8 protein-coding genes are annotated in these 13,348 nt (G+C 72.3%); 3 read left to right on the top strand and 5 right to left on the bottom strand.

What is annotated here, in order from left to right; genetic code table 11:
* Positions 1 to 7 precede the first annotated feature (7 nt).
* On the top strand, positions 8 to 3,313 hold the full coding sequence (locus BLW14_RS28405) for a GH92 family glycosyl hydrolase (RefSeq protein WP_093709975.1): 3,306 nt from the start codon (positions 8 to 10) through the stop codon (positions 3,311 to 3,313).
* 58 nt (positions 3,314 to 3,371) lie between these two features.
* Here BLW14_RS28405 and katG read toward each other — a convergent pair whose 3' ends face one another.
* Complete coding sequence (gene katG, locus BLW14_RS28400; protein ID WP_093709974.1) at positions 3,372 to 5,603, bottom strand: catalase/peroxidase HPI; 2,232 nt, start codon at positions 5,601 to 5,603, stop codon at positions 3,372 to 3,374.
* Between the two features lie 216 nt (positions 5,604 to 5,819).
* Here katG and BLW14_RS28395 point away from each other — a divergent pair, with 216 nt between their 5' ends.
* Complete coding sequence (locus BLW14_RS28395; protein ID WP_093709973.1) at positions 5,820 to 6,668, top strand: hypothetical protein; 849 nt, start codon at positions 5,820 to 5,822, stop codon at positions 6,666 to 6,668.
* On the opposite strand, the gene BLW14_RS28390 is transcribed toward BLW14_RS28395, so the two are convergent.
* A complete protein-coding gene (locus BLW14_RS28390; RefSeq protein ID WP_093709972.1) occupies positions 6,665 to 7,279 on the bottom strand; it encodes a class I SAM-dependent methyltransferase in 615 nt (204 codons plus the stop codon). The two genes, BLW14_RS28395 and BLW14_RS28390, sit on opposite strands and share 4 nt — an antisense overlap.
* 116 nt (positions 7,280 to 7,395) lie before the next feature.
* Between BLW14_RS28390 and BLW14_RS28385 the strand changes: the two genes are divergently transcribed.
* Positions 7,396 to 8,127, top strand: a complete 732-nt coding sequence (locus BLW14_RS28385; protein ID WP_093709971.1) for an ABC transporter ATP-binding protein — start codon at positions 7,396 to 7,398, stop codon at positions 8,125 to 8,127.
* Between the two features lie 39 nt (positions 8,128 to 8,166).
* Here the strand turns inward: BLW14_RS28385 and BLW14_RS28380 are convergent, their stop codons facing one another.
* From BLW14_RS28380 to BLW14_RS28370, 3 genes are all read right to left on the bottom strand, one after another.
* On the bottom strand, positions 8,167 to 10,374 hold the full coding sequence (locus tag BLW14_RS28380) for a protein kinase domain-containing protein (protein ID WP_093709970.1): 2,208 nt from the start codon (positions 10,372 to 10,374) through the stop codon (positions 8,167 to 8,169).
* 163 nt (positions 10,375 to 10,537) lie between these two features.
* A complete protein-coding gene (locus BLW14_RS28375) occupies positions 10,538 to 11,758 on the bottom strand; it encodes a chitinase (protein WP_177154127.1) in 1,221 nt (406 codons plus the stop codon).
* 159 nt (positions 11,759 to 11,917) lie between these two features.
* The gene (locus BLW14_RS28370; protein WP_177154126.1) at positions 11,918 to 13,093 is read right to left on the bottom strand and encodes a cellulose-binding domain-containing protein; all 1,176 of its coding nucleotides are present in this window, start codon (positions 13,091 to 13,093) and stop codon (positions 11,918 to 11,920) included.
* Positions 13,094 to 13,348: the final 255 nt, after the last annotated feature.

The following is a 13,348-nucleotide window of genomic DNA, read 5'->3' as shown; positions in this document are numbered from 1 at the left end:
CCGGGCCATGGGTTCCGTCACGGCCGCCGCCATGGCCGTGGCGGGGCTCGCGGTCGCGGCCGCCCCCGCATCGGCGTCGCCGGTCCGGGGCACCGTCGAGGACCCGGTGTCGTATGTCGACCCCCTCATCGGCACGTCCAACGCGGGCAACACGTACCCGGGCGCCGTGCAGCCGTTCGGCATGCTGGCGTGGAGCCCGCAGAGCTCAAGGGGCAAGCAGGTCTCGACGCCCGCTCCCGGCGGCTACCAGTACGACGCGAAGAAGATCCGCGGCTTCAGCCTCACCCACCTCAACGGCGTGGGCTGCTCGGGCGCGAACGGCGACATCCCGATCATGCCGTACGTGGGTGACGTGGACTCCTCCCCCACCTCGGACACCACCGACGCGAAGTACGCGAGCGACTTCTCGCACGACGACGAGACGGCGACCGCCGGGTACTACAAGGTCGGCCTGGCCAGTGGCGCGTCGGCGGCGCTGACCACGACCGCCAGGACCGGGTCCGGGCAGTTCGGCTTCCCGGCGGACAAGCCCGCCAGCGTGCTCTTCCGCACCTCCAACTCGGAGACCGGCAGCACCGACGCCACCGTGCGGATCGACAAGGCCGCGCGGACGGTGACGGGCTCCGTGACGGCGGGCAACTTCTGCGGGCCGCAGAGCGCCAACAACCGCAAGGACCTGTACACGCTGTACTTCACCGCCCACTTCGACAAGCCCTTCGCGAAGGTCGGCACCTGGAAGGACGCCACCCTCACCCCCGGCTCCACCTCCGCGTCCGGCGGTACGGGCTACAGCTCCTCCGGCAACGCCGTGGAGGGCAAGGGCTCCGGCGCATACGTCACCTTCGCGGACGGCACCACCGATGCGGGTGCCAAGGTGGCCGTCTCGTACGTCAGCGCCGCGAACGCCGAGGCCAACCTCCGTAAGGAGAACGGGCCGGGCAAGAGCTTCGGCTCGGTGAAGCGGCAGGCGGCGGCGAACTGGAACAAGGCGCTGAAGTCGATCGAGATCGGCGGCGGCTCCGACAGCCGGCGCACGGCGTTCTACACCGCGCTCTACCACTCCATGCTGGAGCCGACCCTCACCAGCGACGTGGACGGCCGCTACCTCGGCGCCGACCGCAAGCCGCACCGGCTGTCCAAGGGCCAGAAGGCGCAGTACGGCACCTTCTCCGGCTGGGACCAGTACCGGGCGCAGGTGCAGCTGATGGCCCTGCTCAACCCGAGGGCGGGCAGCGACTACGCGCAGTCCCTCTTCAATTACGCGAACCAGCGGGACGGCGAGTGGGACCGCTGGCTGTTGGAGAACGGCAGGACGAGCGTGATGTCGGGCGACCCGTCCGACGCGGCGCTCGCCGGGATCTACGCGTTCGGCGGCCGTGACTTCGACGTCAAGGGCGCGCTGAAGTCCCTGGTCACGGCGGCGACCGTGCCGACCGCGAACGACTCCGACAGCTCCGGCTGCAACGTCGAATGCGTGGGCCAGCGCCCCGCGCTCGACAAGTACCTGGAGCTGGGCTACGTACCGGCGGACAACTGCCACTGCTGGGGCGGGGCGGCCGAGACGCTGGAGGACGCGGCGGCCGACTACGGCCTGTCGGAGCTGTCGCGGCGGCTGGGCAACAAGGCGGACGCGAAGAAGTTCCTCGACCGGTCGGGCAACTGGACCAACGTCTTCGACGCCAACGCCACCGAGCACGGCGGGTACATACGCGACCGGAAGTCCGACGGCAGCTGGGCGGGCACCTTCACCCCCGGCACCGGTGCCGGCTTCGTCGAGGGCACCAGCGCCCGGTACACCTGGATGGTCTACTCGGACGTGGCGGGCCTCGCGGGTGCGATGGGCGGCAACGAGCGTGCCACGGAGCGGCTCGACGCATTCTTCCGTACGCCGGACGGGAAGTTCGACTTCTCGGCGAAGGACGACACGCGCTACGACCCGACGAACGAGCCCGACATCAACGCGCCGTACCTGTACAACTACTTCGGCGCCCCGTACAAGACGCAGGAGACGGTCCGCGCCGAGCTGGACCAGCTGTGGACCGACGGTCCCGGCGGGATCCCGGGCAACGACGACGCGGGGACCATGTCGTCCTGGTACGTCTTCTCCGCGCTCGGCATGTATCCGCAGAACCCGAGCCGCGCCGATCTGACGCTCACCGCCCCGCTGTTCCCGCACGCGGTGGTGCACACCGGGCACGGCAAGAGGATCACCATCGAGGCGCCGGCCGCGTCGGCGGACCACACGTACGTCCACGGCCTGAAGGTGAACGGCCGTACGTCCACGAGGCCGTGGGTCGGTGACTCGCTCGTCGGGCGCGGCGGCCGGCTGGACTTCACGCTGGGCACGACGCCCGACACCTCCTGGGGCAGCGCACCGGCCGACGCCCCGCCGTCCTTCCCCGGCGGCGGCCTCAAGTACTTCACCGGGGCCTCCCCCGGCCAGCTGAAGGTCGAGCCGGGCGCCGAGGGCGCGCAGACCGTCGTCAAGGTGCAGAGCCTGGAGACGAAGGCCACCACCGTGCGCTGGAAGGCGCAGGCACCGGACGGGGTCACCGTGACACCGTCCGAGGGCGACTTCACGGTCCCGGCGAACGGCGCCGCGCAGGCGAAGCTCACCGTGTCGGCCGGGAAGGACACCGCCGAGGGCTACTACACGGTCCCGGTGACGCTGACGTCCTCGACGGGTACGGAGCTGCCGAAGACGTCGGCGGCGGTGACGGTCGCCGAGAAGAACGGCCTGCTGTGGAACCGCAACAGCACCGGAATCTCGGCGGACGACAAGAATCCGCAGGCCAACTTCGACGGTGAGGGCTGGAGTTACTCGGGCGAGGCGCTGGCGGCGGCCGGTGCGAAGGCGGGCGGCACGGTCTCATCGGGCGGCTTCGACTTCACCTGGCCGAAGGTGGCGGCCGGCGACCCGGACAACATCGAGGTGGTCGGTACGAGCCCCCAGGTGCTGAACGTCCCCTCCGGCGAGGGCGACACGAAGCTGGCGTTCCTCGGGAGCGCGGCGGAGGGCCAGGCGTCGGGCACGGTGACGCTCACGTACACCGACGGCTCCACGCAGCAGGCGGAGATCGGCTTCAGCGACTGGACGCTGGGCGGCGGCTCGCAGCAGCCGTCGTACGGGAACACGGTCGCGGTGCACACCGAGTACCGCGATGTGCAGGGCGGCGGAAAGGACCCGGTGGGCACCGAGGTCTTCACGACCGCGCCCATCGCGCTCCAGGCCGGCAAGCGGCTCGCGAGCGTGACGCTGCCGTCCACCACGGACGGCGGGATCATCCACGTCTTCGCGGTGGCCACCGCCTGACGCCACCCGGACACGCGTGAGGGCCGGCCCCGCAGCGGGGCCGGCCCTCACGTCGCGCTCAGACGAGGTCGAACCGGTCCAGGTTCATGACCTTGTCCCAGGCGGCGACGAAGTCGCGCACGAACTTCTCCTTGGCGTCGTCGCTCGCGTAGACCTCGGCGACGGCGCGCAGTTCGGAGTTCGAGCCGAAGACCAGGTCGGCGCGGGTGCCGGTCCAGCGGACCTCACCGGTGACGGCGTCGCGGCCCTCGAAGGCGCTCTGGTCGTCGGCCGTGGCCTTCCACGTCGTGCCCATGTCGAGCAGGTTGACGAAGAAGTCGTTGGTCAGTGTGCCGGGGGCGTCGGTGAGCACACCGTGCGAGGTCTGCTGGTGGTTGGCGCCCAGGACGCGCAGACCGCCGACGAGGACCGTCATCTCGGGCGCGCTCAGGTTGAGCAGGTTCGCCCGGTCGAGCAGCAGGTACTCGGCGGGGAGCCGGTTGCCCTTGCCGAGGTAGTTGCGGAAGCCGTCGGCGACCGGCTCCAGCTCGACGAAGGACTCGACGTCCGTCTGCTCCTGCGAGGCGTCGACGCGGCCCGGGGTGAACGGGACCTCGATCGCGCTTCCGGCGTCCTTGGCCGCCTTCTCGACCCCGGCGGCGCCCGCGAGGACGATCAGGTCGGCGAGGGAGACCTGCTTGCCGCCCTGCTGCTCGGCGTTGAAGGACTCCTGCACGGACCGGAGCGTACGCAGGACGCCCGCGAGGCGGTCCGGGTCGTTGACCTCCCAGCCGCTCTGCGGTTCGAGGCGGATGCGCGCACCGTTGGCGCCGCCGCGCTTGTCGCTGCCGCGGAAGGACGAGGCGGAGGCCCAGGCGGTGGAGACCAGCTCGGAGACGGACAGGCCGGAGGCGAGGACCTTCTCCTTGAGCGCCGCGACGTCGGCGGCGTCGATCAGGTCGTACGTGCGCTCGGGCAGCGGGTCCTGCCAGAGCAGCGTCTCTTCGGGGACCTCGGGGCCGAGGTAGCGGACGACCGGGCCCATGTCGCGGTGGGTCAGCTTGTACCAGGCGCGGGCGAACGCGTCGGCGAACTCCTGCGGGTTCTCGTGGAAGCGCCGCGAGATCTGCTCGTACGCAGGGTCGAAGCGGAGCGAGAGGTCGGTGGTGAGCATGGTCGGGGCGTGGCTCTTCGACGGGTCGTGCGCGTCGGGCACGGTGCCGGCGCCGGCGCCGTCCTTCGGCCGCCACTGGTGGGCGCCCGCGGGGCTCTTGAACAGCTCCCACTCGTAGCCGAAGAGGATGTTGAAGAAGCTGTTGTCCCAGGTGGTGGGGGTGTCCGTCCAGATGCCTTCGAGGCCGCTGGTGATGGCGTCGCCGCCCTTGCCGGTGCCGTACGAGCTCTCCCAGCCGAGGCCCTGGCGCTCCATCGGGGCCGCCTCGGGGTCCGGGCCGACGGCGTCGGCGGGGCCGGCGCCGTGCGTCTTGCCGAAGGTGTGGCCGCCCGCGATCAGGGCGACGGTCTCCTCGTCGTTCATCGCCATGCGGCGGAACGTCTCGCGGATGTCGCGGGCCGCGGCGAGCGGGTCCGGGTTGCCGTTGGGGCCCTCCGGGTTGACGTAGATCAGGCCCATCTGCACCGCGCCGAGCGGGTTCTCCAGCTCGCGGTCACCGGTGTAGCGCTCGTCGCCGAGCCAGGTGGTCTCGGGGCCCCAGTACACGTCCTCGTCGGGCTCCCAGACGTCCGCACGGCCGCCGCCGAAGCCGAAGGTCTCGAAGCCCATGGTCTCCAGGGCGACGTTGCCGGTGAGGACGAGAAGGTCGGCCCAGGAGATGTTCTTGCCGTACTTCTTCTTGACCGGCCACAGCAGGCGCCGTGCCTTGTCGAGGCTCGCGTTGTCCGGCCAGCTGTTGAGGGGGGCGAAGCGCTGCTGGCCGGAGCCGGCGCCGCCGCGGCCGTCGCTGATGCGGTAGGTGCCGGCGCTGTGCCAGGCCATCCGGACCATGAAGGGGCCGTAGTTGCCGAAGTCGGCGGGCCACCAGTCCTGCGACGTCGTCAGCACCTCGGCGATGTCCCGCTTGACGGCGGGCAGGTCCAGGGCGTTGAACGCCGCGGCGTAGTCGAAGTCCTCGCCGAGCGGGTTGGCCACGGCGGGGTTCTTGGCGAGAATCCGCACGTTGAGCCGCTCCGGCCACCACTGGCGGTTGCCGCCGCCCTGGGTGGGGTGCGGCGCGCGACCGTGAGCGACGGGGCAGCCGCCGGCCTCCTCCGACTTGGGGTCGGTGACGATCGCGTCGTGGTTCTCAGTCATGGAATTCCTTCCGGACGGGGCGGATCTCGGTGCTCTGAGAAGGTGGGGCTGGCCTGACCGGTCTCGCCCCCGTGGGCGTCCTGCCCTGGCTTCGGCCGGAACCGATCCTACGATGGACCTAGTCCAAGTCAATACGAACACGCGATTGAATGGATCAACGGCCGCCGTATATTGCCCCGGGGGAACAATGGTTCGGACCAGGGGGATTACGCGCTCGTGCGATCAGATCGAAGACGTCGTCGGCCGGCCGCGGCCGTCCTGCTCTGCGCCCTCGCCGCGCTGCTGCTCGCCGGCTGCGGGACGGAGCGGGCCGGATCCGAGGCGGCGACGGCCACGCCGATCCCGTGGACCACGATGCAGCCCGCCGGGGTCCACGGGGTACGGCTCGGCGGCGACCGCACGCTCCTGGTCGACACCTCGGTGCCCAGCGGCGCCGCCGCCTGCGTGCGCGATCTGAAGGCGGTGCTCACCGAACCGATGTCGGAACTGGCCCGGGTGCAGGTCACCTTCGTCTCGCCGTCCGGGGACCGGGCGTCCGGGTGCGCGGAGGAGGAGAAGGCCACGGCGAAGCTGGAGCTGCCCGCGCCGCTCGACGGCCGGGACGTGCTCGTCGACGGCTCCGCCCACTTCACGGCCGAGGGCGCGAAGCCGCCCGCGCTCCGCAGGTGCGGCGAGCTGGGCTGCCACCCGGCGCCCACCGGCTGCACGCCCGCCTCCTACCAGCAGGCGGTGCAGGCGACCGACGTACCCATGCACACGGGCCGCAGCGGCGAGAAGTGCGACGGGAAGTGGCTGGTGATGGACCTGTCCACGCGCATGGGGCCGGCCTGCGAAGGGGACACCGACCCGGCCTGCTCGGCACGGCAGGCCAGCCGCTGGTTCTATCGGGCCGCGAAGACGGGCTGGCAGCCCCTCACCCGGACGAGCACCGGCGGCTGCCGTGACGTCCACCGCGTGGAGCCCGCCTTCCCGGAGGCACTCTGCGCGACGCTGGAACCGCTGACGCGTCAGGGCCTCGAACTCCCCTCTGCCGCGCGACGAGGGGAGTTCGCAGACGGGCCCTAACGGTCGCCCATCCGGTGCACGCCGACCGCGTAGCCGCCGCCGTCGTACGGGGCGGCGTCCCAGGTGGCGAAGCGGTCGACGAGGGCGAGGCCCGCGGCGGCGCAGTGGTCGTCGTACTCGGCGAGCGTGAGGCCGGGCGGTACGGGGAGGTGGGCCGCGTCCAGGCCGAACCCGGCGACCAGCAGGCCGCCCGGGCGCAGGGCTCCGGCGAGGCGGGCGACGACGGCGGCCTCGGTGCCGGGGGCGAGCAGCGCCATGACGTTCCCGGCGGCGACGACGAGGTCGAAGCCCGTCCCGATGCCGAGGGCGTCCGGGTCGAACCCGGCCAGGTCGGCCCGGTACCAGGGCAGTGCGGGGGCCTGCTTCCGCGCCACGGCGAGCATCGAGGCGTCGACGTCCACCCCGGTGCAGTCGTACCCGAGCTCCGCGAGCCGGATCGCGACGCGGCCGGTGCCGCAGCCGGCGTCCAGGACCCGCGCCCCGGCGGGCACCAGGGCGGAGCAGAACCTCGCCTCGCCGTGCATGTCCTTGCCACTGCGGGCGAGGGCCGCGAAGCGCGCGGCGTAGTCCTCTCCGGACGTGTCTCCGGTCAGCTCCGTCCAGCGGTTCATGCGGCCCACTGTAGACGGGGCGGGGTCTTCACCCCGGCGGTGGTTCACTTTCCCGTACCCCCGGTCCGGGTGCGGGCAGGATCGATCGGCGCTGCCCGGACGGCCAGGATGAGGCCATGACTTCGACAGCGACGCGCATCGGCGCCGGAACCACCGTCCGGGCACAGGACCTGCACCGCACGTACGGACACGGCAGCGCCGCCGTCCGGGCACTGCGCGGGGTGTCGGTGGACCTCGCCCCCGGTACGTTCACGGCGGTCATGGGGCCCGCCGGCTCCGGCAGGACCACCCTGCTGCACTGCCTCGCGGGGATGGACCGGCCGTCCCGGGGCTCGGTCCGCTGGGGCGGTACGGAGCTGACCCGGCTGCCCGAGCGGCGGCTGGCGGTGCTGCGGCGCGACCGGGTCGGGTTCGTGTCCCGGGCGTTCAACCTGGTGCCGTCGATGACCGTGGAGGAGAATGCCGGGCTGTACGCCGGTCAGGACCGGGTCCGGGAGGTGCTCGCCCGGGTGGGGCTCACCGGGTACGAGCGGCACCGGCCCGGGCAGCTGTCCGGGGACCGGCAGCAGCGGCTGGCGATTGCCCGGGCGCTGGCGGCGCGCCCCGATGTGCTCTTCGCGGACGAGCCGGCCGGCGCCCTCGGCGCGGCCGAAGGCCGGGAGTTCGCCGCGCTGCTGCGGGACGGGGTGGACCGGGAGGGGCCGATCTGTGTGCTGGTGACCGACGACCCGGTCGCCGCCGCCTACGCGGACCGGGTGCTGCTGCTCGCGGGTGGCCGCCTCGTCGACGAGCTGCACCGGCCGGGCGCCGCCCGCATCGGTGAGCGGCTGGGCCTGCTGGGCGGGTGAGGCGGGCCCGCCGGACGGGGTGGGACGGGCCGTCGGAGCTCAGCCCGACTTGGGTGGGTGTGCCGTGTCGAAGGCGAACAGGGTGTTCCCGTCGGCGGCCACCACCACCGCGCGCCCCGCGACGACCACGCGCGGGCTCGCGCCCTCCTCGCCGGTGAGACCGTCGGCCCGGGGGTCCGTCGCCCACAGCGTCGAACCATCGGACGGCGACAGCGCGACCACACGTCCGGTGGCGGAGCTGAAGAACAGCGCGCCGTCCCCGGCGACGGGGCCCGACGCCCCCTCGACGCTGGTCTGCCGGACCCACTTCCTGCGGCCGGTGGCGGGGTCGAACGCGGTGACGCGGCCGGTCTGCGAGCTCACGTACACAGTGCCGTCCGCCATGCCGGGGGTGCCCTCGTACGTGGTGTCCAGCGGGGTGTTCGTGACCTTCCCGGAGGCCGGGTCGACCCGCGTCACCGCGTCGTAGCCGGTGAGCGCCGTTCCCTCGGCGTGCTCCTGGAGCAGGACGAGCCGGCCGTCGGCGGCGCCCACGGGAACGCCGGGGCCGTCCAGCGCGGTGGCCCTGCCCCAGCTCCCCTCGGCCGGGTCGAGCGTGTGGACGACCGGGCGGCGGACCGTCTGGCCCTGGATCTCCGCGTCCGTCACGCACATGGCCAGCAGTGCGTCGCCCGCCAGGACGGGGGCGCACCGGGAACCTCCGGGGAAGGGTGCCGTCCAGGTCAGCTCGCCGCTGTGCGCGTCCCGGGCCTCGAAGGCGTCGTCCGAGGCGTTGACGGTGATCACGGTGGAGCCGGTGACGACGGCGTCCTGGGTCCGGCCCGTGACGGCCGTCGACTGGGCGCCGGAGGTCGTGGACCACAGCTCCTTGCCGCTGTCGGCGTCGACGGCCACCACCTCGTCGCCCCGCCCCTGCGGGTCGCCCTGCACGGCGATCCGGTAACCGATCACGGTGTCGTCGGTGGCGCCCACCATGTGCATGCCCTGGACGGGGACGCCCGGGCTCTTCACCGTCCACGCGCGTGAGCCGTCCCGGACGTTGATCCGGGTGGCGACGACCCCGCCGCCCCCGCAGAACACGGCGTCGCCGCGCGCGACGCACCGCAGCTCGTCGGGGATGTCCTCCTGCCCGCCGGGCACGGTCACGCGCCAGGGCCGGAAGCCGTCCGGCAGCGAGGCGCCGGACGCCGCGACCGTGGTGCCCCCGCCTCCGGCCGGGTCCTCGCCGAAGGCGCCCGACTGCAGCACGGCGGCGGCTCCCCCGCCGACCGCCGCCACCGCGACCGCGGCCGCCAGCACGGGCCGCCACCGCCCGCGCAGCCCGTGCCCGACGCGGGAGCCGGTCCCCGGTGCCTGGGTGTCCCGGGTGGCGAGGTGGTGCTGGGTGTCGACGTCACGGGTGCGGCCCGTCGCGCCCGCGCCCGTGAGCTGTCCGCCGAGGTCGGCGGGGAGGTCACGCAGGAGCTCCAGGAGCTGGTCCGCCGAGGGGCGGCCCTCGGGTTCCTTGGCCAGGCACGGTTCGACGACCGCGCGCAGCTCCGTCGGGACGGTGTCCAGCGACGGCTCGTCGTGCACCACCTGGTAGGCGGTGAGGTAGGGGCTGTCCGCGTCGAAGGGGCCGTGGCCCGTGGCCGCGTACACCAGCAGGGTGCCGAGCGAGAAGACGTCGGAGCGCGGCCCGACGCCCCGCGGCGCCTGCAACTGCTCCGGTGACATGAAGGGCGGGGTACCGATGACGCGTCCGGTCATCGTCAGCGTCTGCTGGTCGGCGGCGCGCGAGATGCCGAAGTCGATGACGCGCGGCCCCTCGGGCGAGAGCACGACGTTCGACGGCTTGAGGTCGCGGTGGACGACGCCGACCCGGTGGATGTCGCGCAGCGCCTCGGCGAGCCCGATGGCCAGGTTCCGCAGCCCGGCTCCGTTCAGCGGTCCGTCGTCGGCGATGCGCTCCGCGAGCGTGGGGCCCTCGATGTACGTGGTCGCCATCCACGGCTGCTCGGCCTCGGGCTCGGCGTCCACCACGGCGGCGGTGAACGCGCCGCTCACCCGCCGTGCCGCAGCGATCTCCTGCCGGAAGCGGGTGCGGAATTCGCTGTCGCCGGCGAAGTGCTGGTGGATCAGCTTGATCGCGACGGGCCGGCCGGAACTCGTACGGGCCAGGAAGACCGTGCCCATGCCACCTGAACCGAGCCGTGCCTCCAGCGGATATCCGCCGATCTCGGCTGGATCGCCTGCGCGCAGCGACACTCTTCCCGACCTCTCGTCCCCGTGCACCTCTGCCGTCACGGACCGCCCGTCTGTGCTGGACACAAACTAGCCGCAGGGTGGTGGGGGTGAGCAAAGCGGGTGACACGTGCAGGCACCCACGGGGTACGAGCCGCCCCGGCCGGAACCGGGGCGGCGGAGCGGATCAGCAGGGGCCGAGGTCCTGCCAGACGCCCCATTCACCCGTGCTGCCGGGTGTCTCGTTCTGTGTCCACCACTTGGCCTTCCAGGTGTGGCCCCCGTACGAGACGGTGGTGCCGCCGGTGTAGACGGCGCTGCTGCTCCACGCGGCGGCGGTGCAGCTGCCGGTCGGGGGCGGCGTGGTCGGCGGGGTGGTGGTGGGCGGAGTGACGCCGGCGAACTTCACCGAGTACTTCGCGAAGTCCCAGTCCGACTGCGCCACACTGCTGCACGTGCCGGAGGTCTTGCCGTTGTTGTCGGGCGGCGTGCACTGGCGGTCGCGGTTGAGGGACCAGAAGGTGAAGCGGTCCATGTGGTGGCCGGTGGCGAAGTCCAGGACGGTCTGGAAGTCGGCCTGGGTGAAGTACTCGCCGGTGTCGCTGCGGCCATTCATGCCGGAGAAGCCCTCGTGCGCGTACGCGGTCGCCTCGTCCCAGCCGAAGGTGGAGCGCAGGATCGCGTTGAAGTTCGTCAGGGCGCTCGTCTGGGCGGCGGCCCCGTTGAACCCTCCGTCGAACGGCATGATGGAGAAGTTGTTCGGCGTGAAGCCCTGCGCCTTGGCCTCGTTGAGCATCTGCTTGCCGAACCAGCCGGTGCCGTCGGCGGTCCCGGCCGTGGTGACGGAGACGTAAAGGCCCGGGTTGTTCTGCTGGAGGATCTTGGCGGCGCCGATCTCGCGGGCGATGGCGGCCGTGTTCTCGTACTCGGGCTCCTCCAGGTCGAAGTCGATGGCCTTGAGCTGGTACTTGGTGATGACCTGCTGGTACGCGGCGGCGGTGGCGGTGGCGTCGGAACAGGTCTGGCCGAGTTTCGTTCCCCCGTACCCGCCGATGGAGACCGAGACGTCGCCGCCCTTGGCGCGGATCGCGCTGATCACGGAGGCGACCGCGGTGTCCGACGAGACCGGCGACGTACCGTCCCAGGTCGGGCTGCAGCCGCCGCCGTTGGGGGCCAGGATGAAGGCGAGCTGGAACGCCTTCAGACCGCTGGCGTCCATGATGGCGCCCGCGTCCGGCGGATTGTTGTCGTGCGGCATCAGATAGGGCGCGGCGGCGTACCACCGGTTGCTGAGCGCGGTGGCGTCGGCGGACGCGCCCGAGGCCTGCTGCGCGGCGAAGGCCGCGAGCCCTGCGGTGGCCAGGGCGGCGGTGGCCACACCGGAGAGCAGAGCGCGAAGACGTCTCATGGAAGCTCCTGTCGGGGAGAAGGTGCCGCCAAGAATCGAAGGGTGACGCATTCACGTCAATGCGTTGGCCTAGACCATTGCGCTTTCTTGAAGGTTGATCGACCGGCGCGGGCCTTCCCTGCGCCCGCGCCGGTCCGTGGATCCCGGTGCGGCCGCCCCTCAGCAGCCGACCGGCGAGGAGCCGACGGCCACGTCGTCGAACCACAGGGTGTCGTCGCCGACTCCGTAGCTCTCCCAGCCCAGCCGCAGGGACGTGGGGCGCGGTGGAGTGGTCCGGGACAGCCACTGGTCGTCGATGTCCCTCGTCGGCACACCATCGGCGTGGAGTCCGGGCACCTGCTCGTCGCCGAGCCAGGTATCGAGCCCCGGGGCCGTGGTGTCGACCGCGAACCGCAGGCACTGCCAGGTGCCCGTCGGCAGCGGCCGGCTCAGGCCCACGCCGGTCGGGCTCTGCGCCGGGAGCGTCGCGTCGTCACTCTCGCGGTTCCACTGCAACGCGCCGTTCTGCCCGCCGATGCGCAGCGCCTTGCCGCCCTGGGAGCTGTCGGGCATGGACACGAACGCGACGTGCGCGGCCGGCAGCGCCGTGGTGTGCCGCACCCACATGCGCACGTACAGCACGGGACCGACCGCGGAGAGGTCGGCGGTGGAGGCCACGAAGGCGTGGTTGCAGTAGCCGGCCCTCCCGTCCAGCCGCAGCGACCGCGTGCCGCTGTGCGCGATCTCCGTGTCGACGGCGGCCGTTCCGGTGCCCTGGCAGTCGGGCGCGGTGAACTTCCAGTTCCCGGCGGGCGCGGAGCCGGCCTGGTTCTCGAAGTCGTCGCAGACGACGGCGTCGCCGCAGTCCTCGGACGGCGGGGTGGTCGGGGGCGGCGTCGTGGGAGGCGGGGTGGTCGGGGGCGCGGTGTCGTCACCGCCGCAGGAGACCCCGTTGAGGGCGAAGTCGGTGGGTGCCGGACCACCCGACCCGGAGGTCCCCTGGACCCCGAAGCCGACGGTGCCGCCGGTCGCCAGAGCGCCGTTCCAGGCGGTGTTGACGGCGGTCACGGCGTGGCCGGCCTGCGTCGCGGTCGCGTTCCACGCGGAGGTGACGTGCTGGTCGCCTTCGTACGTCCATGTCAGCCGCCAGTCGCTGAGCGCCGGGCCCTCGTTGGTGACCCGCAGTTCGGCGGTGTAGCCGCCGCTCCACTCGTTGACGGTGTAGTCGACCTGGCAGCCGGACGCGGCGGCCGAACCGCTGGCGGGCACCGCGACGAGCAGCGAGAGGGCCAGCGCGCACACGGCTCCGGCGGCGGTCCAGGCTCTGCGTGGCAATCGCGGGACGGGTATGGGCATGTGCGCCTCCTCGGGCGGGGAACCGTAGGGCAGTTCATGAATGGGAGCGCTCCCATTCATCACACCGAACTTGACTGCCCACTGTCAATACGGCGACCACTACCCTAGCCGGGCGACCCGCTCGGCGCAGTCGAAAGTTTCGACGGAGGTCCGTTCTCCGGCACGCATCACCGGCCCCGAGTCGAAGGATCTGCGGCCTATGCCCCGCACCACACTCCCCTGACGTGCAACGTAATCCCCCATGGCAACCACCCC

It is taken from the genome of Streptomyces sp. 2131.1 (assembly GCF_900105515.1).
GTDB lineage: Bacteria > Actinomycetota > Actinomycetes > Streptomycetales > Streptomycetaceae > Streptomyces > Streptomyces drozdowiczii.
Note: the sequence above shows the minus strand (reverse complement) of the source record. Positions and strands in the feature narration are given on the sequence as shown.

Excerpts from the sequence above, each read along its gene's own strand:
- katG (WP_093709974.1), bottom strand. The coding sequence starts at position 5,603 with ATGACTGAGAACCACGACGCGATCGTCACCGACCCCAAGTCGGAGGAG.
- BLW14_RS28370 (WP_177154126.1), bottom strand. The coding sequence starts at position 13,093 with ATGCCCATACCCGTCCCGCGATTGCCACGCAGAGCCTGGACCGCCGCC.
- BLW14_RS28385 (WP_093709971.1), top strand. The coding sequence starts at position 7,396 with ATGACTTCGACAGCGACGCGCATCGGCGCCGGAACCACCGTCCGGGCA.
- BLW14_RS28405 (WP_093709975.1), top strand. The coding sequence starts at position 8 with ATGGGTTCCGTCACGGCCGCCGCCATGGCCGTGGCGGGGCTCGCGGTC.
- BLW14_RS28375 (WP_177154127.1), bottom strand. The coding sequence starts at position 11,758 with ATGAGACGTCTTCGCGCTCTGCTCTCCGGTGTGGCCACCGCCGCCCTG.
- BLW14_RS28390 (WP_093709972.1), bottom strand. The coding sequence starts at position 7,279 with ATGAACCGCTGGACGGAGCTGACCGGAGACACGTCCGGAGAGGACTAC.